This window comes from Nitratireductor indicus C115, assembly GCF_000300515.1.
Classification (GTDB): domain Bacteria; phylum Pseudomonadota; class Alphaproteobacteria; order Rhizobiales; family Rhizobiaceae; genus Nitratireductor; species Nitratireductor indicus.
This window is the reverse complement of record NZ_AMSI01000003.1, coordinates 223,205-245,543: the sequence shown is the minus strand read 5'-3', so window position 1 is coordinate 245,543 and position 22,339 is coordinate 223,205. Positions and strand designations below refer to the sequence as shown.

The window sequence follows — 22,339 nt, the reverse complement described above, 5'->3', positions numbered from 1 at the left end:
TGTGGTTGTTATTTAGGCGGGCATTGCCCATATGAGGGGCACTCCCGGGGGTGTTCTCCTCCCATTTGCCCCCGCGAGTGTTCCCCTCTGGAGGTTTCGCCTATATGGCACTTCCAATGACTTGAGCCGGGTCTTCGTGATCCGGCTTTTTTTTTTGATCTCATCTTCCGGCGTTTCAGCAGGCTGCCCATCCGCCCTTAACGGTAGAGCATTTCATCCTGAAGGCTTGCGTAGAGGGAGGCGACTTCCTCGGCATAGCCATTGTAGAGCAGGGTCGGTATGCGTTCTCCGGTGTCGAGCACCTGCTCCTGCGCCTGGCTCCACCTTGGGTGAGGCACGTCTGGATTGACGTTTGCCCAGAACCCGTATTCCGAAGGCGCGATCTTTTCCCAGAAGCTCTGCGGGCGTTTGTCGGTGAACGAAATCCTGCGGATCGATTTGATGGACTTGAAGCCGTATTTCCAGGGAAGGGCGAGACGTAGCGGCGCGCCGAACTGTTTGGGCAATGATTTGCCATAGACGCCAGTCACGAGGAATGCGAGCTCGTTGCCCGCTTCCGCCATGGTCACACCCTCCGTGTAGGGCCAGGGATACCAGACCTGTTTCTGGCCGCTGGCCATGCCGGGATCGTTGAAGGTTTCGAAAACCACATATTGCGCCGAACCAAGGGGGCGGGCGAAGGCGAGGAGGGACGCGAGCGGAAAACCGGTCCATGGCACCGTCATCGACCAGGCCTCGACGCAGCGGTGACGGTAGACCCGTTCTTCGAGTTTCATGCGCCGCACCAACTCATCGAAGCCGAGAGTGATCGGTTTTTCCACCATTCCGTCTATGGTGATCGCCCAGGGATCGGTGACAAGCGATTGCGCAGCACGCCATATCTGCTTGTGGGATCCGAATTCGTAGAAATTGTTGTAGATGCCGGTGATGTCTTCCGGGGTGATTGCGCGCTCAACCTTGTAGGTATCGTTGCGACCGGCGGGGTAGAGATCGGCAGTTCTGCCGGCGGCGCTCCCGTCCTCTGCGGCGGCTGCCTGCAAGATGGGCAGGGCCGAGCCGGCAATAGCGCCCGCACCCATGGCTTTCAACAGGGTTCTGCGGCCGATAAATGCCGCCTCGGGCGTCACTTCCAGCTCGGAAACGGACCAGCGGGGACGGCGGTGAATTGTGGGCATGTATTCCTCCCTGACACCGTGCGTGCCTCCAGGCGGATGGCAAGGTGCCGTGCTTGTGTCTGGCCGCGATGATGCGTTGTTCTGCCGTTCGCGCGAACGGCAGGACAGCCACTGCCCGGCCTGCATGATAGCTAGCCCGGGCCGCTCCTTTGGTAAAATCACGCCCATTCACAATGCTGTGGCGCCATCAGCCGATTTCGCTTTTCAGGCTGCCTTTCCCTGAGCGTTCAGGACATCGTCCGCCAGCCGCCCTGTCAGTTCGGCCATATGGTCGAAAGCTGCCCGATAGCTCGCCACGCCTGCGGTCGCGGAACGCAACTCGATGATCAGGTCGGCAATCTCGGCTTCGGGCAACATCGCCTCCACCACATCCCAGCCGCTCCAGCCGGGACGGGCGTCGAAGCCGAGAATCTGTCCACGGCGCTGCGAAACGATCGCCGTGACGCGGGCGGTCGCATCCGATGGTGTGTGAATTTCAACTTTCAGCACCGGTTCCAGGAGCACGGGGCTGCAACCTGGCATGCCTTCCTTCATGGCGAGGCGTCCGGCGAGCTGGAAGGCCATGTCGGAGGAATCGACCGAATGATAGGAGCCGTCTGCGAGATTGACGGTGAGGTCCACCACGGGGAAGCCGAGGGGGCCGCATTTCAGGTAATCGCGAACCCCAGCCTCCACCGAGGGAATATATTGCTTGGGCACAACGCCGCCGGTGATCGTGTCGGTGAACTCGAAGCCGCTGCCGCGCGGCAAGGGCTTGATATCAAGCACCACGTCACCGAACTGGCCATGTCCGCCAGACTGCTTCTTGTGACGCCCGCGCTGGGTAACGTTCTTGCGGATCGTTTCGCGATAAGGCACCGAGGGCGCGCCTGCCTCGACGGGAATCTGATATTTGCCTTCAAGGCGCTCCCGCGTAACGCGCAGATGCATCTCCCCATGACCGGACAGGATCGTTTCTCCACTTTCCTGCCGCTGCTCCAGCGACAGGGAGGGATCCTCCTCCATCAGCTTCTGGAGGGCCAGGGAGAGCTTGGCTTCATCCTTGCGCTCCTTCGGACGCAAAGACACGGCAAACACCGCCTGCCCACCATCCAGGCCGGCCAGCGAGGGTATTGCAGCCTTGGCCCCGGTCAGCGTATCGCCGGTCCGCACCTCGTCGAGCTTCCCGAGGGCGACAGTCTCGCCGGCTGCGGCTGCCGGGCGCTTGTTCTGCGTCTTTCCCAGAAGATCGTAAATGCCCGAGACCTTGGCCGTGATGGCGGAAGAACGCAGTTCCATGCCGTCATTGACCGTGCCGGTCATGATGCGGGATACCGAAAGCTTGCCTCCGTGCGGAGTGTGGATCGTCTTCAAGACCTGAATCGCTGTTTCGCCCCTGTCTTCGAGACCCAGCCTTGCGCGTGTGGCTTCGATATCGGGGGCGTCATGGCGGATGGCCTTGAGAAGGCGCAATATGCCGTTGCCCTTTTCTGCCGAGCCGATCAGGACCGGGGTCACCGTGCCTTCACGCAGGTCCGCGGCAAGATCGTCGAAGATGGCGTCACGCGGGGGTTCGATCTCTTCGAGCAATTGTTCCATCAACGCGTCGTCGTGGTCGGCCAGCGTTTCGAGCATGGAAAAGCGGGCTTCCACCTCGCGCGCCTTGTCGTCGTCGGTGATTGGAGCGATCTCGCTGGTGGCGTGCTCGCGATAGATATAAGCCCGCTCCAGCGCGAGATCGATGGACCCCATCACGATGCCGTTCTTGCGCAGCGGTATCTGGCGCAACAACAAGGGCACGGAACTGGTCGGCTGAAGGATTTTCAGCATGTCGCGCACGCCCATCGTGGCGTTTTCGATCTTGTTCAGGAAGATCATGCGCGGAATGCCGAGCGCATCGAGTTTGTGCAGGATCAGCTGCAGGGCGGCAATCTTGCGCTCGTCCGGCTCGGTCACCACGATTGCGAGGTCGGCGGCGGCCAGAACGGGATCGGTTTCGGCCGCGAATTCCACCGAACCGGGGCAATCGACGAAGGTGATGCTCTCATCCAGAAAACGGGTGGTGGCAATGGAAGCCTCCACGCTCATCTGGTGTGCCTGGGCTTCTGCCGAATGATCCCCGACGGTCGATCCCGAGCCGGTCGGCGCTTGCTTCTGGATGGCGTCCGTGCGTTCCAGAAGCGCTTCAAGAAGTGTGGTTTTTCCACTTGCGAAGGGACCGACAATGGCAATGCATTTCGGTCCCGTTGCTCTCGCACCTGAGCGTTTTCCCATGGCAATCGGCCTCCTCTCACGCGTTTCCATGAGCGGCGGCCGGCCCTGCGGCCGTCGCGAGGTTCGGCGTTTTGACCAAGGTCCCATTATGGGCGGCCGGGGTGCTCCACTCCTCACGGAAACCCGTGCCTGACATGCCTCATGCCGTTGCGCCGATTTTTCCTGAAAATATCGTCACACGGCTTTGGCTTTTGGGCAAGGGGCCTCAGGCGATGAGAGCGAGCTCGGGGCGGGGAAGGCGGTGGGAAGACTGGCGGAAGGAAGCAAGCGGTTGCGGGCGTCCGAGAAGATAACCCTGGAAGCGGTTGCAGCCGGCCGCACGCGCCAGGGCAAACTCCTCTTCCGTCTCGATGCCTTCCGCCACGATTACAAGGCCCTGGATGCGAGCGATCTGGGTAAGCGCGGAAACGAACACCTGCGCGATACGGTCGCTGCCAAGATTGCGGATGTAGCTGCGGTCGATCTTGATGGCATCAATGGGCAGCGTCTTGATGTAGTTGAAGCCGCAATGGCCGGTGCCGAAATCATCGAGCGCGATGTGGAAACCCATGGCACGCAGTCTTTCGATACGGGCGATGATCTCGGGCGTGGCTGCGGTCGCGACGGTTTCCGTTATTTCAAGGATGAAGCGGTTCGCGTTTGCGCCGGTCTCCAGAAGCACGTTCTCGAAGACATTGACGAAGCTGTCGCGCTTGAGCTGTTCGCCCGAAACGTTGATGCTTATGCGGATTCCGGGAAAATTGTGAAGATCGAGGCAGGCGCGGCGGAAAACCCACTCACCGACCATGTCGATAAGGCTTGAACGTTCAGCAACGGGAATGAATTCGGCGGGCGAAATCATGCCGCGTACGGGGTGACGCCAGCGCAGAAGTCCCTCGACGGCGACGCAATTTCGATCCGTGTCGGTGACGGCCTGATAATGAAGTTCAAGTTCGTTCAGGAACACCGCGGCCCGCAACTCGCGTTCGAGAAAACGCCTCTGGCGCTTCTCGGAAAGCATCTCCGGGTCGAACACCGTCACGCACCCGCGGCCCGCCCCCTTGCTCTCATAGAGCGCCAGATCGGCAAGGAGCGGCAGTTCCTTGTGGCTGCTTGCATGCTGAGGGGCCACGGCAATGCCGATGGAAGCACCGAGCGGCACCTGATGGCCTTCGCAGGCCCGTCCGTTCTGAAGCATGGTGAGCAGTTTTTGAGCGCGCGAGCGGCAGCGGGAAAGGTCGTTGCCGTACATCAATATGGCAAACTCGTCACCACCCAGCCGACCGATGGTCGAATCGGGAAAGCACTGCCTGGCGCAGGCCACCAGATGGGCCAGTGCCTCGTCGCCGAATTTGTGGCCGAACCCGTCGTTCAACTGCTTGAAGTGATCGAGATCGACCAGCAGAAGCATGATGCGGCGCGGTTTGGACAATGTCCCGATACTCGCGTTCAGTTCGTCGAGAAACCGTCCTCGGGTGAGCGCTCCAGTCAGGAGATCCGTTTCGGAGAGCTTGTGACGCTCGGTCTCGATGCGCACAGCGTCCTTGAGCTGGTCGGAAACGGTGCGCTTGAGATATTCCAGAAGGCTCAAGCCGGCTGCGCTCAGCACGAGGCAGGCAAACAGCAGCCAGTTGGTCATGGTGCTTTCGCGCGCCGCCATAAAATAGGCGGCGGCAGCCATCGTCGTCCCGGAAACGAGCAGCGCCTGAACTCCGACATAAACGCGGCCGCCGTTGCGCCGCACGGTGGAGAGGATGCTCATGCCCCCGCCGTCTCCCCAAGCTCATTAGCCAAGCCCATTGGCCAAACCCTTTGGCCAATCTTGCCGGCCAAGTTTTCTGGCTAAGAAAAAGACAGAGGGAACGTTTAAGAGGCGTTAAGAGTATTGCGCCGCAAAAGAATTTTTGCGGCGCAAGGAATATTTTTTAGCTGGCTTTATTTCAGCGAGGCGGTGAAGCGCTGGATGCGCTCGCATGCCTGCTCAAGAAGCGTCTCGGACGTGGCGTAGGAAATGCGGAAATTCGGGCCGAGGCCGAAGGCAGAGCCATGAACCACCGCAACGCCTTCTGCTTCCAGGAGCTCGGAGACGAAATCTTCGTCGGTGGCAATCACCTTGCCCGTGGGGGCTGTTTTGCCGATCAGTTCCTGACAGGACGGATAGACATAGAACGCGCCTTCCGGCACCGGGCATTTGATGCCCGTGGCCTGGTTCAGCATGGAGACGACGAGATCGCGGCGGCCCTGGAAGATCGCCTTGTTCTTGCCGATGAAATCCTGAGGTCCGTTGAGCGCTTCGACGGCAGCCCACTGCGCGATGCTGCATGCGCCCGAAGTCTGCTGGCCCTGGATCATGTCCATGGCCTTGATGAGTTCGATCGGACCCGCCGCATAACCGATGCGCCAGCCGGTCATGGCATAGGCTTTCGACACGCCGTTCATGGTGAGCGTACGGTCGTAGAGCTTCGGCTCGATCTCGGCGATGGTGGCGAATTTAAAGTCGCCATAGGTCAGGTGCTCATACATGTCGTCGGTCAGGATCCAGACCTGCGGGTGAGCGAGCAGAACGTCGGCGAGCGCTTTCAGCTCGTCGCTCGTATAGGCCGCGCCCGACGGGTTGGACGGCGAGTTCATGATGAGCCATTTCGTCTTCGGCGTGATTGCCTTTTCGAGGGCGGCCGGCGTCAGCTTGAAGCCGTTGTCGATGCTTGTCTCGGCAAAGGCCGGCGTGCCGCCGCAAAGGGCAACCATCTCCGGGTAGCTGACCCAGTAGGGGCTCGGAATGACGACTTCATCGCCAGGGTTCAGCGTCGCCATCAGAGCGTTGAAGAGAATCTGCTTGCCGCCCGTGCCGACGATGGTCTGCTTCCAGTCATAGTCGAGATTGTTCTCGCGCTTGAACTTGGCGGAGATCGCTTCGCGCAGTGGCTGGATGCCGGAAACCGGCGTGTATTTCGTCTCGCCGCGATTGATCGCGTCGATGGCCGCCTTCTTGATATTGTCCGGTGTGTCGAAATCCGGCTCTCCCGCACCAAGACCGATCACGTCGCGGCCCTGCGCTTTCAGCTCACGCGCTTTCTGGGAGACCGCGATGGTGGCTGAAGGTTTCACGCGAGAAAGGGCATCGGCAAGGAAAGCCATTTGGAAGAACTCCGGTTTCGGTGGGATCTACGCTGATATCAGCGTGTCCCTTCATGTCCGAAAGTGCGAAAAATCGCAAGGCGGAACCCGTATCTGGACCTTATTGAAAGTCATTAACGGCCAATAAACGCGTTTGATGCGACTGTGCCCTTCAGAAACTCAGGTTTGGGAAGCGCAGGAATGGCGCGCAGCATTGGCTTGGCTCACATCATCCGCAAGGAAGATGGAACAGCGGTAGGCATTTGGGGTGCCTACACGCTGAAGAGTGCCTTTCAGCCGATTTTTTCCTTTCGTGACGGTCGCCTGAGACCCTCTTCCTATGAGGGGCTGGTGAGACCTTTTCGAAATGAGACGCCGGTCAGTCCGGGCGCCTTCTTTTCAAGCGTTCCCGATGTCGACCGTTTCCATGTGGAAACCCTGGCGCGCACGGTCCATATCCTCAATGCGGGTGTTGGGCTCGATCCGACAGCCACGCTTTTCGTGAATTTCGACCCTTCCCATCTGATCGACGAAGATGCGGTCAAAAGCGCATTGCGCGACACGCAGCTTGTGTTGAAAGAGGCCGGACTCTCCGCCGACCGCGTGGTCTGCGAGATCACCGAACAGGAAACCCGCTCAGAGCGGCCATTGCGTGATTTCGTGACCGAACTGAAGGCGTGCGGATATCGTGTGGCCGTTGATGATTTCGGTGCTGAAAGCTCCGACATGCGCCGTATCGAGGCGCTTGGGCCGGATATCGTGAAATTCGACGGCCAATGGACGGGGAAATTGCTCGGCACGGGACCCGGGATCGGCCTGCTTACGGATATGGTGGCGGAATTTTCCGCCAAGCGGATCCGAACAGTGTTTGAAGGCATTGAAAACGGCAAGCAGCTTGAAGCGGCGGAACAATGCGGGGTTTCGATGGTGCAGGGGTTTGCCCTTGCACGGCCCCAGATCGTTCCGCTGGCCTTCCAGCAATTTCGCGCCGCGCTAGAAGCGGCCGCACGGCGACCCACAGTCGCTTCCGCGCCATCCGCGCGGCCACGGGATGTGACGGTGGAGCGTTCGCCGGCTGCAGTTCAGGCACCGCCCCAGGAGCAGCCCTCCCGCCAGGGGGCTCGTCCGGCGAAGGTTTTCGGCCGGCGCGGGATTTGAGCCGATGACTGTCTCCAATGTGCCCGGCCTGCCGGGCGGCTCCGTCCTGGTGGACGAAATCGGCATCGAAACCGGGCGGTATGGCTCATTTCATCTTAAGACAGCCTACCAGCCGATCTATGCCGTTGCGGGCGATGTTCTGGCTCCACACGGCGTCGAGGGCTTCGTGCAGCCTTTGATCGATTTCGAGCCGGTGGAGCCGGCGACCTTCTTTTCAATAGTCGAACCGGAGAAGCTCGGCCCGGTCCGGTCGCTGTGCCGATCGCTGCATATGGGCAATTACCATCACCTCGGCATTGAGGGGCTTATGCTGCATCTCAATTGCGAAGCGGGAAAGCCCGGCGAGCGCGGGGATGCGTTTGCCCAGATGGACTTTCTGGCCGAACGGGCAGGAGAGGTGGAACTCGATCCGAGGCTTGTCGTTTGCGGTTTCATCGCGCGCGATGTCCTTGAGGATGATGTTCCGGACAGTCTTGCACGTGCCATGCGGGCCGCGGGTTTCAGGCTTGCGGTGGACGATTTCGGGCCCGGCCATTCCGTTCTTGACCGTATTCAACGCATTCGCCCCGAAGTGGTGAAGATCGATGGCGGGTGGTTTCGGCGCATCGCGGGCTTTGAAAGCGCGGTGCGGCTTCTGACAAAACTGATTGCGGGCCTGAAGGGGGATGGCGCGGCAGTGCTGATCAGGGGCATCGAAACGCAGGCGCAGCTGAATGTTGCACTCTCGGTCGGTGCCGATTTCGTTCAAGGTTACCTGCTTGGCAGGCCGGTGCGCGCGGGAACGGTGTTCGACCCCCAGGCCGTTGAGATTTCCCAGTTTTTCCGGGACCCGGAGAAGGTCATCATTCCTCTGCGGTAAGGCTTTCGGCACTCGGTGCAGGGAAGAGGCTTTTTTCTTGCGAATTCGCCGCCTGACCTTTCGATCAGGCGGCGAGTGTTTTTTCAGTGCAATGTTTTAGCGATATCAGGCGGCTTGAAGATCGGAGCCAAAGTCTGCCGGATTGCCTTCGCCGTTTTCGCGATAGGCGGAAAGGACCGATTGCAGATCGGTGCCCGAGCTTTCACGCCCGCGCATGAGAGCCAGGTTCCCGGCAGCCTCCGGCTGGCTCATCTGCTGGATCATGGAAGCCAGGCGCTCGTTCCGCTGGGTCGCCAAAGCCGCCTCGCGTGCCCAATCCGAAGGCGTTGCCTCTTCATTTGCGGCGGTTTCAGCCGTCTTTGCCGATGCAGCGGTCGCGTTGACCGCCTTGCTGGCGTTGGCAGTTCCGGCGGACGAGGCGGCTGCGCCCGTAGACGAAGCCGCGGAGGCATTCGCGTTTCCTGTCTGCTGGGGCGGAGGAGCCGTTTCATCCTCGTTTCTTGCAGGTGTTTCGCCTTGCTCTTCTTCTGTTGGCGGAAGAAGAACCTCCGAGGTTTCTTCAACGGGTTCCTGCGCATCGATAAGGTTTACCGGCGCGGTTTCCTGATTGGAACCGGCGGTCGACGGCGAACGGTTGCTGGAACCGCCGAAAAGCGGACTGAGAATGCTGCCGAGCATTATTGATTACCCCCATCTTTGGTTGAGCCGCCTGTCGAATGACAGGTTGTATTGAATGGAGGTGTTTCTACCGATGATGTGTATCGATTGAGTGATCCGCTTCGTTGCAATTTTAGGTAAGCGTCGGTTTTGGGGCTCGCATCGGACAGCGATCAGGCGGCCGCAGCCTTTCTGTCCGGCAAGGTCGCTTCCTGTGCTTTTCGCTTTTCCAAGGCCGCTCTTTTGAGGCCTTGCAAGACCTGTTCGCGCTTGTCCATGGCGCGTAATACGGCGTTCAGCAGATCGATATCGACGTAGAAAATACGGGAGAGTTCCACGGCGACCTGATCTTTCTCGACGCCGGAAGCCATGAGCCGCATGACTTCCGCGATCATGGGCGTCGGCTCCACGAGACGATTCTTGATGTCGCTGTCAGCGCTGTGACGCATTAAAACGCTCTATCGGTTGTTTGGCAAAACCCGCAAACACGCCTGACGCTGAACCGAAAAGCCGCCGAGAACTTGACTGATTAGCGGCAACATCATGGCTGTTCACGCTATGCACAACCATGAGAAGAATCGGTTCTTACAGTGGTTAATTATGCGTGTCTTGTCAGACGACGCAAGGGAAGGTTTGCAACCAATGCGCTAGTTGGCCGGTGCCTTGTCCATTGAAGAGCTTGCTGCCTCAGAAGCTGAAGGATGCCTGATCCGATATTGGGTTCGGGGAACGGGCATTTTCAAGCGCCAGCATGCGCCGCTTCGTATCCAGGCCGCCATGGGCGGAAAAGCCGCCGATCCTGCCGCCAGCCGCAAGCACCCGATGGCACGGGATGATCAGCGGCATCGGGTTGCGCCCCATGGCGACACCAGTCTCGCGTGTGGCCGTGGGATGACCGACCTTGGCGCAGAGCATTCCATAGGTCGTGGTTTCACCATAAGCGAGTTCACGCATGGTCAGATAGAGAGAGGTGTGAAATGGGCTTTGCCCTGACAGATCGACCGGATAGTGCGAAAAGTCCTCCCGGTTCCCTGCAAAATAACGGGTGGCGGCGGCAATGAGATCGTTTATGGCGCCTGTGGGCATTCTTGCTGCGGATGCAGGCATATGCTTTGCAAGACGCTCGGTAGCACCGCCGGGATGGGGCATGGGCAAGACAAAATGAGTGAGCCCGGCATCGGACCAGCCTGCACCGCAAAACCCGAATTCCGTCTCGAAGATGTGGTGCCCATTCATGGCAAACGTCCCTTCGCGCAGCCTATGCTTCTAACATGGAAACGCAATGGTACGAAGAGTGAACGCGAATTCTCCTGACGGATGATTGTCATTAAGGGTAGGGCACTGTAAAAGCGCGCCGGGTGGAGGCTTTACGATTTTGAGGGATGGCCTTGCCGTTTTCGACCCGTCGACTTCTTGCAGTTGGTGCCGTTATCGCATTCCCGTTTGTCTCGGGTTGCACTGCCACGAACGGCGCTCTTGCCGATGCGGGCAAGGCCAGCGTCGCGACGACTGCACCGCAACCGGATGAGAGTGATACGGATGCGGCGACGGTCGCAAGCAGCCTCGTTGCCGAACAGGATGCCCAGATAAGCCGTGAAGCCGTGAAGCCGGATGCATTTGCCGGTTCGCGACCTGCCCCGGCAGCGCTGACGGCGCTCGAGGCCGGTGCGCCTTCGGGCCCGGTTGCTGCACGCAGCCCAGAGCTCGATGCTCTCATCAGCCGCTATGCAAGGCATTACGAAGTGCCGGAAAGGCTCGTTCGCCGCGTGGTCAAGCGGGAAAGCAATTTCGATCCGGCCGCACGCAATCGTGTCTATTGGGGGCTTATGCAGATCCGTCACGATACCGCCCAGACGATGGGCTATCGGGGTTCTGCTTCGGGGCTCCTCGATGCGGAGACGAACCTGAAATATGCCGTGAAATATCTGCGCGGAGCCTATATCACGGCCGGCGGAAACGAGGATCAAGCGGTGCGTTTTTATGCGCGGGGCTATTATTACGACGCCAAGCGCAAGGGCCTTCTGAAGGAAACCGGCCTGCGCAACTAGAGCGCCGTGCGTCTCTTTGGCCGCATGAGGAACCCTCTATCTTTTTGTGTTTCGCGTTTATGCGGACGGAAGCTCTCATCTGATTGCAGAATGCGCAGATGCGTTGTGTGCCGATGGACTGCAGCGGGGCCGGTTGAGGCCTTCGGCGGTAGATGTCAGCAGTCCTTCTTGCCCGGTTAGCCGGAAGCAATTCGTTGGTGTATGTGTCCGCGCTGTCGGATTTTTGGAGGCTGGTTCGTCCTTGAGGGGAAACCATGTCCTGGAGGAACATCATGAATGATGCAATTTCACCGGCGGATGCATTGCTGGTGCAAGAAACGGTGCCGCTTGCGATTTCGGCGCGCGGCCTTGCCAAGCGTTTCGGCGAGGTGAGGGCCCTCGACGGGATCGATCTCGACGTGCCGCGCGGCATGATCTTCGCGATATTGGGCCCCAACGGTGCGGGCAAGACCACGCTGATCCGTGTGCTTGCCACGCTCATCAAGGCAGATTCCGGTTCTGCGCTGGTGATGGGCAATGATCTGGCTGTCGATCCGCAGGCGGTCCGTGGCGCCATCGCGCTGACCGGGCAATTCGCATCGCTGGACGAGGATCTAACGGGGCGTGAGAACCTTGTGATGTTGGCGCGGCTCTGGGGATTTCCGGGACGTCGCGCCAAGGACCGCGCTGACGAACTCCTTGCCGCTTTCGAACTCTCGGAGGCCGCGGCCAAGCAGGTGAAGTCCTATTCAGGCGGAATGCGCCGGCGGCTCGACATCGCCGCTTCCCTGATCGTGACGCCGGGTGTCCTCTTCCTCGACGAACCGACCACCGGGCTTGACCCCAAGGCGCGGCAGGGTGTGTGGCGAATGATCCGGCAATTGGCCCAGTCCGGGGTCACCATCCTTCTGACCACGCAATATCTCGAAGAGGCGGATCAGCTGGCCGCGCGGATCGCGGTTATCGATCATGGGCGGAAGATCGCGGAAGGTACGAGCCGCGAACTGAAATCCGCCATCGGCTCCGGCTTTTTGCACGTGGCGCTGGCGGATGCGACGCCGGCCCGTCTGGATGCGGCGGAAACCATACTCGCCGCCCGGCTGGGCACGACGGTACAGCGAAGCCCGGAAGGAGCACAGCTTTCAGCAATTGCGGCCTCTGCCGGAGTGGCAAACGAAGCGATCGCCGCGCTGATCGCGCAGGGCATCGAGCTTTCGGATTTTTCTATGGGGTCGCCAAGCCTCGATGAGGTGTTCTTTGCCCTCACGGGGCAGCCCATGGATGAACAGGACGAGGAGGAAACGCGATGAACGGCGCCGACAAGGGCAGTGTGGCCGCAACACCTGCGGCTCTTTCGAATGTCGCGCGGCCGCCCCGGCCTTCGGCCTTCTCCAACGCGCTGGTTTTCGGCTGGCGGGCAATGCTGAAATTCAAGCATGTGCCGGAACAGTTGTTTGACCTGATCATGACACCGCTCATGTTCACACTGTTGTTCACATTCGTGTTTGGCGGTGCGCTTGCGGGCTCGACGGGCGATTATCTGCAATTCTTTCTGCCGGGCATTCTCGTGCAGACGGTCGTGTTCAATTCCGTCTATTCCGGCATGGGGTTGTCGACCGATCTCTCGAAAGGGCTGTTCGAGCGTTTCCGCTCGCTGCCCATCTGGTCGCTTTCGCCCTTTGCCGGGCTCATGGTGGGTGATGTGCTGCGGCATACGATTGCCGGCATGATCATCCTGACCGTGGGGCTCATTCTTGGCTATAGGCCTGAAGCGGGGCTCATCGGAGTGATCGCCTCTTTCCTGCTACTGATCGCCATCGGCTTCGGTACAGGCTGGATTTTCATCGTGCTCGGATTGCTGATCCGAACGCCGATGACCGTGATGACCATCGGCTTCACCTTCATCTTCCCGCTGGTGTTTGCCTCCAACATCATGGTGCGGCCAGAGACCATGCCAGGCTGGCTGGAAGCTTTTGTGGTGCGCAACCCCGTCTCGCACATGACGACGGCGCTGCGCGGGTTGATGGCCGGTACGGCAAGCAGTGGTGATGTGTTGCTGGCGCTGCTGGCTCCGGCACTGCTGACCGTGGTGCTGTCACCGGTCGTGCTTTGGCTCTACCGGCGTGAGTGAAAGTCGCTCGCCCCTCGATCCCAGGCAAAGTCTGCTCCGATCTTAGTAGGCGAGGGCTATTGGCGTGTGTTCGCCGTCATGGGGAGCCTTCATGCGGTGCACATGCAATAGCTCGTATTCGCCGAAGCGGCCGAGGTCGTATTCGATTTCCAGATCATCCGGCTTCACGAATTTGGCCATGAGGCTGGCCGGAACGGCAAGGTAGCCGCCGGGGCTGGCAAGATTTGCCGCGATGTCACCCATCGCGCTGACGAGCCGTGCGTGATCGAGCGTATAAAAACCTGCTGAAAACGGTCTGTGAGTCACGAAGAAAAGGGGCTGATCCGGTTCGTATTTGTAGCGCATATAGGCCTGAGCGACTGATTTGGCCGTGGAACGCTCGAGCAGGTTCGGAAACAGGGCCAGACCAACGCCCGCGCCGGCCGTCAGACAGAAGACGATCGAGAGGCCGGCAATGGCCCAGATTTCCGATTTCTGCGACCGTTGCGCCATCCAGCCGCCGAGCAGAAGTGCTGCGGCTGGCAATGAGGGAAGCGCGTAGGTCCAGATAATGTTGCGCGCGGCGGTGAAGAAGATCAACGGCAGCAAGGCCCACAGGAGCAGATAGCGGGTCCATGAGGCATCGGCGGGCTTCTCGTCCGGCTGCGTTTCACCGCGCGACTGCCAGGCGCCCACAAACAACGAAATCGACCAGGGCAGGAGAGCCAGCAGGCTGAACAACCAGATCGTGCCGGGCGGATAACGGTGCGCGGTGCCGTAGAGGTCTCCCTTCCAGCCGGGCACCATGAAGCGGCTCCAGTGTTCCCCGATAATGAAGTAGTCGAGGAAGCCCGGCGTTTTTTGCTCCGCGAGGATGTACCAGGGCAGGACCAGAGCTGCCACGAAGAGTGTGCCCAGAATCCAGGGCAGGTTCCGGAAGGTTTCCTTCCATTTGCGCGTCAGGGTGACCCAGATGAAAAGCGGCAGACCGGCGAGGACGAGTGTAAGCGGACCCTTGGCGAGGAGGCCTATGGCGACACCGATGAAAAACACCCAGGCGCCACGCTGGCGCAGTGTGGGGGATGGATCATTGAGCGCGAGCCAGAAGCCGTACATTGCAGCCGTAGTGCCAAGCACGAGGGCGGTGTCGGTCATGACGGCGCCCGAGGATACGAGGAACAGGGCGGAGCCCGTCAGGACGGAGGCGGACAAGAGTGCCGCGCGCGCTCCATATTGCCGGCGTGCGAGGTCCCACACCATGGCGCCGATGAGCAGTGCACAAAGGAAATGCGGCAGACGGGCAGTGAACTCGGAAACACCGAACAGGCGAAAGCTCAGCGCGGTAATCCAGAAGGAAAGTGGTGGTTTACCCCAGAATGGCACGCCATCATCAGCCCAGGGCGTTATCCAATCGCCGAGGAGGGCCATTTTGCGGGCCATTTCCCCATAACGCGCTTCCGTCGTATCCATCAGCGGAAAAAGCGCCATATCGGCCAGTCGGGCGACAAGTATCGCCGCGATCAGCAGAAGAATGACGTGCGGTGCCCTGAGCTTCGCGAGGGTGTTCCTCATGATCGTTTGTCCCGGCGCATCGCTGGCGATTATCGGCCCGGGAGAGGATGCGCTTCGACCAGGCTCGTTTCCAGAGTGCCGGTGTCTGCCCCGCCCCCGGTTGCAGTCCAAATCATCCGTATCGGTTCCAGACACTCAGGCTGAAGTATATGAAACAAACGGAAATATATCGTGACTGCATGGAGCCTCTCCTCTCTTCCTGTCAAATTTGAGGCGGCGATTGGGCGTGCTGCGCTTCGTCGCAGCCTGAACGAGCCGGGAGGTGCCCGGCTCGCTTGGTTGGCAAGCACTGCCTGGACGTGTCACGCGCCTTCAATGGGCAGGGAGAGGAGGGCGTCTGTGTCGAGAATCTCGGCAAACGTGTCGGACAGGGTGACGAGCGACGCGTTGTGCAAGGTCTCATGCGGAATGGTTTTGCCGTCCGGGCCGGTGATGTCGCGCGTTGCGCAGGCATCGGAGGCGATGACCACCTCATAGCCGAGCGGAACGGCGTCCCTGGCCGCGCCAGACACGCAGGCATGGGTCATCAGGCCAGAGATGATAAGAGTTTCGATTTTCGCGTTCTTGAGCTGTGCGTCGATATCCGTTGTCGGAAACACACTCACAGAGGTCTTGCGAACGGTTTTGTGATGGGGGGCTGGAGCGATATCGGGATGGAATTCCACCGTGCTGCTGCCGTCCGCGAATATCGGCGCGCCGGGCGGCGTCACGTGCTGGACGTGATAGACCGGTATGCCGTGTTCATCCGCCCATTCGATCAGGCGCTTGGCATTCGAAAGAGCTGCCGGGCCGTTCGGGATCGGCATGCGGCCGGAGAAATATTCGTTCTGAAAATCGATGACCATGAGAGCGGTCTTCGTGGTGCCGAAGCTGGTTCTGGCCTTGGCGCCGGTCATGGTGCGGATCGTGTCATGTGTCTTCATTTTGCTGCAAACGTCCTTGTTGTTGCGGTCAATTGTGCCCGTTCACGGATCTTGAACCAGGAAAGTTGTCGTCAAAGGCAAAATCGACTAGGAAGCCCTTCGCCACAACTGGCCTGAATGACAAAGAGCGATGGAAACGGGCCATGTCCCATTGCATGAGCACACACAGGGTCGCTGTCGTCGCCTATGACGGTGTAAGCCCCTTTCACCTTTCGGTACCGTGCATGGTTTTTGCTGACGATCTGCCACGGCTCGGCGCGCCGCGCTATGCACTCACGGTCTGTGCCGAAAGGATCGGGAAGGTTGAAACTCTTTCGGGGTTTTCATTGCTGATCGAGCATGATCTTGGCGCGCTTGAGGATGCGGATACCGTTATCATTCCTGCCTGGCCGAATCCGCAGACGGTCCCATCGACACATCTTCTGGAGGCGTTACGGGCAGCGCACAGTCGTGGCGCGCGCATGGTTGGTCTTTGCGTCGGGTCATTCGTGCTGGCAGAAGCCGGTATTCTGAACGGGCGGCGGGCATCCACGCACTGGGTGTTCGCGGAGGATTTCGCCCAGCGTTTTTCGGATGTAGAGCTCGATCGTGCGGCCCTCTACGTGGATGATGGGGATATTCTGACGTCGGCGGGAACTGCAGCGGCCATCGATTGCTGTCTTCATCTTCTGCGCAGGGATCACGGAGCCGCGGTCGCCAACCAGGTGGCGCGCCGCATGGTGGTTGCTCCGCATCGAAGCGGCGGGCAGGCGCAATATATCGAGCAGCCGCTTCCTGACGCTTTTTCAGGCGGACGCTTTGAGCAGACCCTGCAATGGGCGCTCGAAAACCTGCATGAAACTCTGGGTCTGGACGATCTTGCGGCGAGGGCCGCGATGAGCCGCCGCAATTTTTCCCGTCGCTTTCTGAAAGCGACGGGCAGCACTGTTTCGCAATGGGTGCTGACGCAGCGCCTTGGAATGGTGCAGCGGCTTCTCGAAACGACCGATCAGAGAATTGAAGCGGTTTCGGATGCGGCGGGCTTCGGCTCGCCGGTCACCATGCGTCAGCGCTTCATCGAGGCGTTTTCGATTTCGCCGCTGGCCTATCGCAGGCAATTTCGCGCGCATGGTAGGGCCGAGGGGGCGGGGCCGGGGGAGCAGCCCCGGCCCGATACCGATCAGAAGTAGCTCTGAAGCGGCCTGACTTCGAGGCTGCCGGCCTTCAGAGCCGCAATGGCCTCGGCAACGGCTTCGGCGCCGGACATGGTCGTGTAGTAGGGGACTTTCTGCATCAGCGTGGCGCGGCGCAGCGACTTGGAGTCCGACATGGCCTTCTGGCCGTCCGTCGAGTTGAAGACGAGCTGCACCTGGCGGTTGCGGATCGCATCCTCGATATGCGGGCGGCCTTCAAGCACCTTGTTGATCTTCTCCGCCTCGACGCCGTTTTCGCGCAGGTAGCGCGCCGTGCCGCCGGTGGCCAGCACATGCCAGCCCATATCGGCCAGACGTTTGACCGCGGGCAGGACACGGGCCTTGTCCTCGTCGCGGACCGACACGAAGAGCGTTCCCGAACGGGGCAGATCGACGCCGGCGCCGAGCTGTGCCTTGGCGAAGGCCAGTGCGTAGTCGGTGTCGAGACCCATCACCTCACCGGTGGACTTCATCTCGGGGCCGAGCAGCGTGTCGACGCCGGGGAAGCGGGCGAAGGGGAATACGGCCTCCTTGACGGCGATGTGACCCGGATTGCGGATGTCGGGCATCGCTCCGTAATGGGCGAAGGCATTTTCCAGCGCCTCGCCGGCCATGATGCGCGCGGCGATCTTGGCAATCGGCTTGCCGATGGTCTTGGCGACGAAGGGCACGGTGCGTGAGGCGCGCGGATTGACCTCCAGCACATAGACCTCGCCATTCTTGACGGCGTACTGGACGTTCATGAGGCCGCCCACATGGAGCGCGCGGGCGAGTGCCTTGGTCTGACGCTCCAACTCGTCCACCAGTTCGGGGGCGAGCGAATGGACCGGCAGCGAGCAGGCGGAATCGCCGGAGTGGATGCCGGCTTCCTCGATGTGCTCCATGATGCCCGAGACGAACACCTCCTTGCCGTCACTGAGACAGTCGACGTCCACCTCGATGGCTTCGGTCAGATAGGTATCGAACAGTAGCGGATTCTTGGACAGGAGCGTGTTGATCTGGCCGGTCTTGTCGGCCGGGTATTTCTGGCGGATTTCCTCCGGAACGAGGCCCGGAACGATGTCCAGAAGATAGGTCTGGAGCATCTGCTCGTTATGGATGATCTGCATGGCGCGGCCGCCAAGCACATAGGAAGGACGCACAACCAGCGGGAAGCCGAGTTCGGAGGCGACCACGCGGGCCTGCTCCACCGAATAGGCAATACCGTTTTTCGGCTGCTTGAGACCGAGCTTGATCAGAAGCTTCTGGAAACGGTCGCGATCCTCGGCAAGGTCGATCATGTCCGGCGCGGTGCCGAGGATCGGGATGCCTGCTTTTTCGAGCGCATCGGCGAGCTTGAGTGGCGTCTGGCCGCCGAACTGGACGATAACGCCGTGGAGCGTCCCGGCCTTCTGCTCGGCACGCAGGATTTCCAGCACGTCTTCGGGCGTCAGTGGTTCGAAGTAGAGGCGGTCGGAGGTGTCGTAGTCGGTCGAGACCGTTTCGGGGTTGCAGTTGATCATGATCGACTCGTAGCCCGCGTCAGCCAGCGCAAAGGCGGCATGACAACAGCAATAGTCGAACTCAATGCCCTGGCCGATGCGGTTCGGGCCGCCGCCGAGGATGACCACTTTCTTGCGGTCGGAAACGCGCGCCTCGTCGGCCACCTCGCCGGCGAAGGGCGTCTCATAGGTGGAATACATATAGGCCGTAGGAGCGGCGAACTCGGCAGCGCAGGTGTCGATGCGCTTGAAGACAGGATGGACGCCGAGCGTGTGGCGCGCCTTGCGCACGTCTTCTGCCTCCTGCTTCGTCAGCGAGCCGAGGCGGGCATCGGAGAAGCCCATGGATTTCAGCATGCGCAGGTTCTGCTTGTCCTGCGGCAGGCCATGTTCGCGGATGCGTGCTTCCATGGCGATGATGGCTGCAATCTGCTCCAGGAACCAGGGATCGATCTGGCACATGGCGTGAACCTCCTGGAGGCTCGTGCCCAGACGGATCGCCTCGGCCACCATGCGCAGGCGGTCGGGCGTTGGCCTGCCGAGGGCGGCGCGGATGGCATTCTTGTTTTCGGACGGGTCGCCGCCGGCCACATAGCCGGGGATCTCGATCTCGTCGAGACCGGTCAGGCCCGTTTCAAGACCGCGCAGCGCCTTCTGGAGCGATTCGGCGAAGGTGCGGCCGATGGCCATGACCTCGCCGACCGATTTCATCGCGGTGGTGAGAACCGGATCGGAGCCGGGGAATTTCTCGAAGGCGAAGCGCGGGATTTTCGTCACGACATAGTCGATGGACGGCTCGAAGGAGGCGGGAGTGGCACCGCCGGTGATGTCGTTCTCCAGCTCGTCGAGCGTGTAACCGATGGCAAGCTTTGCGGCAACCTTGGCGATGGGGAAACCCGTCGCCTTGGACGCGAGCGCGGAGGAACGCGATACGCGCGGGTTCATTTCGATCACGACGAGGCGGCCGTTTTCAGGGTTGACGGCGAACTGTACGTTCGAGCCGCCCGTTTCCACCCCGATCTCGCGCAGCACCGCGATCGAGGCGTTGCGCATGATCTGGTATTCCTTGTCGGTCAGGGTCAGGGCAGGAGCCACCGTGATCGAATCGCCGGTATGCACGCCCATCGGGTCGACATTCTCGATGGAGCAGATGATGATGCAGTTGTCCGCACGGTCGCGAACCACCTCCATCTCGTATTCCTTCCAGCCGAGCACGCTTTCCTCAACCAGCACTTCGGTGGTCGGAGAAGCATCGAGGCCGCGTTCGACGATCTCGAAGAATTCGGACCGGTTGAAGGCAATGCCGCCGCCGGTGCCGCCCAGGGTGAAGGAGGGGCGGATGATCGCGGGCAGGCCGACCTGGTCGAGCGCCTGCGCGGCCACCCCCATGGCGTGGTTCATGTAGCGTTGCTTGCGGTCGCCTTCGCCCTGGTTCCACTCGTTTTCCAGGCTGTCGAGAGCCGCATCCAGCGCCTCGCCGGACAGGGTGTTCTTCAATTCCTTGCGGCGCGTCTCGTGCGCCTGCCGGTCGGCATTCTTCACGTCCGTGGCGTTGGCCAGCATGGAGCGCGGTGTTTCCAGACCGATCTTGGCCATGGCCTCGCGGAAAAGGGCCCGGTCCTCGGCCTTGTCGATGGCGTCCGGCTGGGCGCCAATCATCTCGACATTGTAGCGCTCCAGGACACCCATGCGGCGCAGGCTGAGCGCGGTGTTGAGCGCGGTCTGCCCGCCCATGGTCGGCAGAAGCGCGTCAGGGCGCTCCTTCGCGATGATCTTGGCGACGACTTCCGGCGTGATGGGCTCGATATAGGTGGCGTCGGCAAGCTCCGGGTCGGTCATGATCGTGGCCGGATTGGAGTTGACGAGGATGACGCGGTAGCCTTCCTCCTTCAGTGCCTTGACCGCCTGGGTGCCGGAATAGTCGAACTCGCAAGCCTGGCCGATGACGATGGGGCCGGCGCCGATGATCAGGATAGACTTGATGTCGGTGCGTTTTGGCATGGGAGGTCCGATCTTGTGCGTGCGCACGGCACCGTCGCGCGGGGAGGCGGAAGGGCCATGCGAAAATTGTCAGGCTAGGCGGGCCTTATAGGCAATGGCGGCGGGAGACGGAACCCCGAAAATGCACTGGACACAGACAGATCGTCTCATCACGTCGGATGTGGTTAGACTATAGGGGAAGAGCTGAAGGGAGAAAGCCCATGTCTGCTCACCGCGATGTCACCTATCCACCGCTCAACACCCTCAAGCCCGTGGCCGAGAATGTCTGGATCGTCGATGGTCCGGCAATCCGTTTCGGCATGCCATGGCCAAAGATGAAATTCCCCACGCGGATGACGATCGTGAGGCTCGCAAGCGGGGAACTGTTCGTGCATTCGCCCACACATCTTACCGAGGATCTGCGTGAGGCCATCGATGTGTTGGGGGCCGTCCGTCATATCGTTGCACCCAACCGCATACATTATTGGTGGGTGCCTTTCTGGAGGCAGGCCTTTCCCGAGGCGCAAATTTGGCTCGCCCCCAGGATCAGGGAGCAGGCGGCGGGGCGGATCGACTTCGAAGCTCGTGAATTCGCGAGCGTCGATGGCTATCCCTGGGACAAAGAGATTTTCACGCTTCCCATTGCTGGCAGTTTCATGACTGAGGTGGAATTTTTCCACCGTGCCTCGCGCACGCTGGTGCTCACCGATTTCATCGAGAATTTCGAGCCGCGCAAATTGTCGTTTCCAATGCGCGTTCTGACATGGCTTGGCGGCGTGCAGGATCCGGACGGACAGATGCCGCGCGACATGCGGCTGACCTTTTCTGCCCAGAAGGATGCGTTGAAAGCGGCAGTCGAAACCATGATCGGGTGGCAGCCCGAACGCGTGATCATCGCTCACGGGCGCTGGTACGAACGTGACGGGACGAAGGAGCTGAAGCGCGCCTTCCGGTGGCTTCTCGAGTGATCCTGATATTGGCGGGCTGATACTGCCGGCCTGATACCGCCGGAGTGTCTGACTGCGGAGATGTTCTAATGGCCGGAGGTGAGTTTCAGGCCGACCATACCGGCCACAAGCAGGGCTGCGCTCACCAATCGTCCTGCTGTGGCCGGTTCATGCATGAAAAGAATGCCGACCACAAAGGCTCCGATAGCGCCGATGCCCGTCCAGATCGCGTAGGCAGTGCCCAGCGGCAATGTGCGCATGGCAGCGGCCAGCAACCAGAAGCTTCCGAACATGGCCACAGCCATGAGAAGCGTCGGAACAAGCTTCGTGAAACCGGCCGATTCCTTCATGAAGGTCGCCCAGACGACTTCAAGCAGACCAGCAACCCCGAGATAGAGCCATGCCATTTTGGCTGTCCTTCGCAAAACGGGCCGCATGCCGGCCGGGGAAGAAGGGAAGAGAATCCGCGGCGCGCGCGGACCCGAGCTTTTCGGCAAGTGGTATCAATCGACCGGAGCCAGCCGCTTTTCGGGCGGCGGCATGCTTACAGCCGTCGAGATGATCGAATCGAGCAGGCCCGGAAAGCGGGAATCGAGATCGGCCCGGCGCAGCGTCACCAGACGCGCGGTGCCGCAGGGCTCCACACGGATGATGCCTGCCTCGCGCATCTTGGCGATGTGATAGGAGAGGTTCGACTTCGATCCCAGCCCCGAAAAATGCGAACAGGACAGGGCCGTGCCCTCGCGCCGCGCCAGGTCGCCGACGATCGCCAGCCGGGTGGGATCCCCGAGCGCGGATAAAACAGTGTGCAGACTGAGCTGCTCGACAGTCGGATGCGGCAACATGATCGGTCTAACCTAAGCGATCCTGATCGGGATGCAAGGACCCGCGACGCGGTGTCACCGTGTCAGGAGGCGGCGGCAATCGAC

General features: G+C 60.6%; 19 protein-coding genes. 7 read left to right on the top strand and 12 right to left on the bottom strand.

Going from position 1 to position 22,339, the window contains the following annotated elements; translation table 11 throughout:
• Window positions 1-197 precede the first annotated feature (197 nt).
• The 4 genes from msrP to NA8A_RS05855 form a co-directional block, all read right to left on the bottom strand.
• Window positions 198-1,175 (bottom strand): protein-methionine-sulfoxide reductase catalytic subunit MsrP, encoded by a 978-nt coding sequence (gene msrP, locus NA8A_RS05870; protein ID WP_009449721.1) that lies wholly within the window; start codon window positions 1,173-1,175, stop codon window positions 198-200.
• A 204-nt stretch (window positions 1,176-1,379) separates the two neighbouring features.
• The gene (locus tag NA8A_RS05865) at window positions 1,380-3,428 is read right to left on the bottom strand and encodes an elongation factor G (RefSeq protein ID WP_009449720.1); all 2,049 of its coding nucleotides are present in this window, start codon (window positions 3,426-3,428) and stop codon (window positions 1,380-1,382) included.
• A gap of 205 nt (window positions 3,429-3,633) precedes the next feature.
• Window positions 3,634-5,169 carry a putative bifunctional diguanylate cyclase/phosphodiesterase gene (locus NA8A_RS05860; RefSeq protein WP_009449719.1) on the bottom strand — a complete coding sequence of 512 codons (1,536 nt, stop codon included), beginning with the start codon at window positions 5,167-5,169 and terminating at the stop codon, window positions 3,634-3,636.
• Window positions 5,170-5,342: 173 nt separating this feature from the next.
• A complete protein-coding gene (locus tag NA8A_RS05855) occupies window positions 5,343-6,545 on the bottom strand; it encodes a pyridoxal phosphate-dependent aminotransferase (RefSeq protein ID WP_009449718.1) in 1,203 nt (400 codons plus the stop codon).
• A gap of 180 nt (window positions 6,546-6,725) precedes the next feature.
• Here NA8A_RS05855 and NA8A_RS05850 point away from each other — a divergent pair, with 180 nt between their 5' ends.
• On the top strand, window positions 6,726-7,682 hold the full coding sequence (locus NA8A_RS05850) for an EAL domain-containing protein (RefSeq protein ID WP_009449717.1): 957 nt from the start codon (window positions 6,726-6,728) through the stop codon (window positions 7,680-7,682).
• Window positions 7,683-7,686: 4 nt separating this feature from the next.
• On the top strand, window positions 7,687-8,541 hold the full coding sequence (locus NA8A_RS05845) for an EAL domain-containing protein (protein ID WP_009449716.1): 855 nt from the start codon (window positions 7,687-7,689) through the stop codon (window positions 8,539-8,541).
• Between the two features lie 105 nt (window positions 8,542-8,646).
• Here NA8A_RS05845 and NA8A_RS05840 read toward each other — a convergent pair whose 3' ends face one another.
• From NA8A_RS05840 to NA8A_RS05830, 3 genes are all read right to left on the bottom strand, one after another.
• Window positions 8,647-9,219 carry a hypothetical protein gene (locus tag NA8A_RS05840; RefSeq protein ID WP_009449715.1) on the bottom strand — a complete coding sequence of 191 codons (573 nt, stop codon included), beginning with the start codon at window positions 9,217-9,219 and terminating at the stop codon, window positions 8,647-8,649.
• A gap of 152 nt (window positions 9,220-9,371) precedes the next feature.
• Entirely contained in the window at window positions 9,372-9,593 is a 222-nt protein-coding gene (locus NA8A_RS05835) for a hypothetical protein (protein WP_177203368.1), read from the bottom strand.
• Window positions 9,594-9,885: 292 nt separating this feature from the next.
• Entirely contained in the window at window positions 9,886-10,434 is a 549-nt protein-coding gene (locus NA8A_RS05830; protein WP_009449713.1) for a methylated-DNA--[protein]-cysteine S-methyltransferase, read from the bottom strand.
• A gap of 146 nt (window positions 10,435-10,580) precedes the next feature.
• Here NA8A_RS05830 and NA8A_RS25680 point away from each other — a divergent pair, with 146 nt between their 5' ends.
• From NA8A_RS25680 to NA8A_RS05815, 3 genes are all read left to right on the top strand, one after another.
• Window positions 10,581-11,246: a lytic transglycosylase domain-containing protein gene (locus NA8A_RS25680; RefSeq protein ID WP_009449712.1), complete on the top strand. Its 666-nt coding sequence runs from the start codon at window positions 10,581-10,583 to the stop codon at window positions 11,244-11,246.
• Between the two features lie 272 nt (window positions 11,247-11,518).
• Complete coding sequence (locus NA8A_RS05820) at window positions 11,519-12,535, top strand: daunorubicin resistance protein DrrA family ABC transporter ATP-binding protein (RefSeq protein WP_009449711.1); 1,017 nt, start codon at window positions 11,519-11,521, stop codon at window positions 12,533-12,535.
• Window positions 12,532-13,356, top strand: coding sequence for an ABC transporter permease (locus tag NA8A_RS05815; RefSeq protein WP_009449710.1), 825 nt, complete (start codon window positions 12,532-12,534; stop codon window positions 13,354-13,356). Before NA8A_RS05820 ends, NA8A_RS05815 begins: the two co-directional genes overlap by 4 nt.
• A 42-nt stretch (window positions 13,357-13,398) precedes the next feature.
• Here the strand turns inward: NA8A_RS05815 and NA8A_RS05810 are convergent, their stop codons facing one another.
• Window positions 13,399-14,907 carry an ArnT family glycosyltransferase gene (locus NA8A_RS05810; RefSeq protein WP_009449709.1) on the bottom strand — a complete coding sequence of 503 codons (1,509 nt, stop codon included), beginning with the start codon at window positions 14,905-14,907 and terminating at the stop codon, window positions 13,399-13,401.
• A 302-nt stretch (window positions 14,908-15,209) separates the two neighbouring features.
• Window positions 15,210-15,830 carry a cysteine hydrolase family protein gene (locus tag NA8A_RS05805; RefSeq protein ID WP_009449708.1) on the bottom strand — a complete coding sequence of 207 codons (621 nt, stop codon included), beginning with the start codon at window positions 15,828-15,830 and terminating at the stop codon, window positions 15,210-15,212.
• A gap of 155 nt (window positions 15,831-15,985) precedes the next feature.
• On the opposite strand from NA8A_RS05805, the gene NA8A_RS05800 reads away from it, so the two are divergent.
• Complete coding sequence (locus tag NA8A_RS05800) at window positions 15,986-16,999, top strand: GlxA family transcriptional regulator (RefSeq protein WP_143087880.1); 1,014 nt, start codon at window positions 15,986-15,988, stop codon at window positions 16,997-16,999.
• Here NA8A_RS05800 and carB read toward each other — a convergent pair.
• The gene (carB, locus tag NA8A_RS05795; protein WP_009449706.1) at window positions 16,990-20,484 is read right to left on the bottom strand and encodes a carbamoyl-phosphate synthase large subunit; all 3,495 of its coding nucleotides are present in this window, start codon (window positions 20,482-20,484) and stop codon (window positions 16,990-16,992) included. The two genes, NA8A_RS05800 and carB, sit on opposite strands and share 10 nt — an antisense overlap.
• Window positions 20,485-20,684: 200 nt before the next feature.
• On the opposite strand from carB, the gene NA8A_RS05790 reads away from it, so the two are divergent.
• Window positions 20,685-21,431, top strand: coding sequence for a DUF4336 domain-containing protein (locus tag NA8A_RS05790; RefSeq protein WP_009449705.1), 747 nt, complete (start codon window positions 20,685-20,687; stop codon window positions 21,429-21,431).
• Between the two features lie 65 nt (window positions 21,432-21,496).
• Here NA8A_RS05790 and NA8A_RS05785 read toward each other — a convergent pair whose 3' ends face one another.
• Both NA8A_RS05785 and NA8A_RS05780 read right to left on the bottom strand, forming a co-directional pair.
• The gene (locus tag NA8A_RS05785; protein ID WP_009449704.1) at window positions 21,497-21,817 is read right to left on the bottom strand and encodes a DMT family transporter; all 321 of its coding nucleotides are present in this window, start codon (window positions 21,815-21,817) and stop codon (window positions 21,497-21,499) included.
• 96 nt (window positions 21,818-21,913) lie between these two features.
• Entirely contained in the window at window positions 21,914-22,258 is a 345-nt protein-coding gene (locus NA8A_RS05780) for an ArsR/SmtB family transcription factor (protein ID WP_040671878.1), read from the bottom strand.
• Between the last annotated feature and the right edge of the window lie 81 nt (window positions 22,259-22,339).

Bases quoted from the DNA above. Each gene is read 5' to 3' on its own strand.
- NA8A_RS05820 (WP_009449711.1), top strand. From the start codon at position 11,519: ATGAATGATGCAATTTCACCGGCGGATGCATTGCTGGTGCAAGAAACG.
- NA8A_RS05800 (WP_143087880.1), top strand. From the start codon at position 15,986: ATGAGCACACACAGGGTCGCTGTCGTCGCCTATGACGGTGTAAGCCCC.
- NA8A_RS25680 (WP_009449712.1), top strand. From the start codon at position 10,581: ATGGCCTTGCCGTTTTCGACCCGTCGACTTCTTGCAGTTGGTGCCGTT.
- NA8A_RS05785 (WP_009449704.1), bottom strand. From the start codon at position 21,817: ATGGCATGGCTCTATCTCGGGGTTGCTGGTCTGCTTGAAGTCGTCTGG.
- msrP (WP_009449721.1), bottom strand. From the start codon at position 1,175: ATGCCCACAATTCACCGCCGTCCCCGCTGGTCCGTTTCCGAGCTGGAA.
- NA8A_RS05860 (WP_009449719.1), bottom strand. From the start codon at position 5,169: ATGAGCATCCTCTCCACCGTGCGGCGCAACGGCGGCCGCGTTTATGTC.
- NA8A_RS05830 (WP_009449713.1), bottom strand. From the start codon at position 10,434: ATGAATGGGCACCACATCTTCGAGACGGAATTCGGGTTTTGCGGTGCA.
- NA8A_RS05865 (WP_009449720.1), bottom strand. From the start codon at position 3,428: ATGGGAAAACGCTCAGGTGCGAGAGCAACGGGACCGAAATGCATTGCC.
- NA8A_RS05840 (WP_009449715.1), bottom strand. From the start codon at position 9,219: ATGCTCGGCAGCATTCTCAGTCCGCTTTTCGGCGGTTCCAGCAACCGT.
- NA8A_RS05845 (WP_009449716.1), top strand. From the start codon at position 7,687: ATGACTGTCTCCAATGTGCCCGGCCTGCCGGGCGGCTCCGTCCTGGTG.
- NA8A_RS05850 (WP_009449717.1), top strand. From the start codon at position 6,726: ATGGCGCGCAGCATTGGCTTGGCTCACATCATCCGCAAGGAAGATGGA.
- NA8A_RS05810 (WP_009449709.1), bottom strand. From the start codon at position 14,907: ATGAGGAACACCCTCGCGAAGCTCAGGGCACCGCACGTCATTCTTCTG.
- carB (WP_009449706.1), bottom strand. From the start codon at position 20,484: ATGCCAAAACGCACCGACATCAAGTCTATCCTGATCATCGGCGCCGGC.
- NA8A_RS05805 (WP_009449708.1), bottom strand. From the start codon at position 15,830: ATGAAGACACATGACACGATCCGCACCATGACCGGCGCCAAGGCCAGA.
- NA8A_RS05835 (WP_177203368.1), bottom strand. From the start codon at position 9,593: ATGATCGCGGAAGTCATGCGGCTCATGGCTTCCGGCGTCGAGAAAGAT.
- NA8A_RS05855 (WP_009449718.1), bottom strand. From the start codon at position 6,545: ATGGCTTTCCTTGCCGATGCCCTTTCTCGCGTGAAACCTTCAGCCACC.
- NA8A_RS05815 (WP_009449710.1), top strand. From the start codon at position 12,532: ATGAACGGCGCCGACAAGGGCAGTGTGGCCGCAACACCTGCGGCTCTT.
- NA8A_RS05790 (WP_009449705.1), top strand. From the start codon at position 20,685: ATGTCTGCTCACCGCGATGTCACCTATCCACCGCTCAACACCCTCAAG.